The sequence below is a fragment of the Parafrankia sp. Ea1.12 genome (assembly GCF_900465275.1).
GTDB lineage: Bacteria > Actinomycetota > Actinomycetes > Frankiales > Frankiaceae > Parafrankia > Parafrankia soli.
The window spans coordinates 1-270 of the sequence record NZ_UBIZ01000171.1 but is presented as its reverse complement, the minus strand read 5'-3'; the positions used below and the strand labels follow the sequence as shown (position 1 = coordinate 270).

Sequence of the window (270 nt, the reverse complement as noted above, 5' to 3'; positions counted from 1 at the left end):
CGTCGTCGGGGTGGGCGGTGACCCCGAGGACGTGGACGGTGCGGGAGCCGACCTTTATGACGAAGAAGCAGTACAGCCGCCGCAGCGTCACCGCGCAGTCCACGTGGAAAAAGTCCACGGCCAGCATGGTCGACGCCTGCGTGCGCAGGAACTGTCGCCATGTCGTGTCGGTCTGCCGTTTCGGAGCCGGTGGCAACCTGAGGGTCTTCAGGACCCGGCGGATCGTGGATGCGCTCACCCGGTGGCCGAGTTTGAGGAGCTCGCCCTGGA

1 pseudogene is annotated in these 270 nt (G+C 66.7%); it reads right to left on the bottom strand.

From position 1 onward, the window contains the following. Positions 1-270, bottom strand: a pseudogene (locus tag FMEAI12_RS05050) (transposase); the annotation flags it as partial.